Below are 1,107 nucleotides of genomic sequence, written 5' to 3' on the forward strand. Positions count from 1 at the left end.
GCTATGTACTTTCCTTTTGCGCGTCTTACCACGTCAGTTTGGTTTCTTATCGCTCCTATATTGGGGTTATGGCTAATCAGTTTGATCAAATCTGGATACCTTGCACAATAGCTTTCAATGATTGCTTTTGTGTTATCTGAAGATTTATCTTCACCAACCAGGATTTCAAATTTAAAATTGGTTTCCTGCATCAAGAAACCATCTAAAGCCTGAGCAATATACTTTTCGTGGTTATACGTGATGCAACATACTGATACCATTAATTCATGTGTAGGCATAGCTATATTATTTTTTATTATAAGGATTAGACAGCTCCATTTTGTAAGCCGGCGAATACAGGCTTCAGGTTATTTATAGGAATCACATGATTCAATCTTTCGATCTCAGCCGGACGATCATAATTTTGTACMCTTAAAATTATCCTTGTAATCAGGTCCAGGTCACTGGATGTTAAAGTATGATACAGTGGTAAACAAAGAATCCTTCTTGACACTGAATCGCATACGGGCATATGAGGTGAGGTAACAAAAGGCAAAGTAGAAAGAGATGGGTAAAAGTATCTTCTGCAATACACCTTTTCATTCTCCAGCGCCTTTAAGCATCTCAGCATTAAATCTTCACTGTCAAACAATACAGGGAAATACGCATAATTGTAATCAAGGTTTTCATTCAGCTTTGGATACCTGGCCTCCAGATTAGCTAAGGCTTTCCAATAATAAAATGAAAGCAACCTTCTTTTGTCTAAAATTTCATCGATCTCTTTCAGGTTGCATAAACCCATAGCAGCATGAAATTCACAGTTTTTTCCATTTATACCCAACTCAGAAAATTCATCAGGCCCGTCGTGCCCAAAGTTTCTCATTAAGGCCATCTTTTTCAATAAGTCAGGGCATTGAGTAAATACGGCTCCTCCCTCAATGGTATGAAACACCTTGGTTGCATGGAAGCTTGTTGTACTCACATCCCCATAAGCAAATACCGATTTGTTTTTATATTTTGTACCAAAGCAATGTGCAGCGTCATAAATCACCTTCAATGAATACCTGTCTGCAATTTCCTGTATGGCATCAATATCACATGGATTCCCATATACATGGGTAGCAAGAA

General features: G+C 37.8%; 2 protein-coding genes. Both read right to left on the reverse strand.

Going from position 1 to position 1,107, the window contains the following annotated elements; all coding sequences use genetic code 11:
* Positions 1-278: glycosyltransferase family 2 protein (locus tag AC1DDX_RS27725; protein WP_477623076.1), on the reverse strand; the 278-nt coding region annotated here is incomplete at its 3' end.
* Positions 279-304: 26 nt separating this feature from the next.
* Positions 305-1,107, reverse strand: an 803-nt coding sequence (locus AC1DDX_RS27730; RefSeq protein ID WP_477623077.1) for a DegT/DnrJ/EryC1/StrS family aminotransferase, incomplete at its 5' end; no start/stop codon positions are given.

Source organism: Pedobacter sp. 10L46_2, assembly GCF_056395165.1.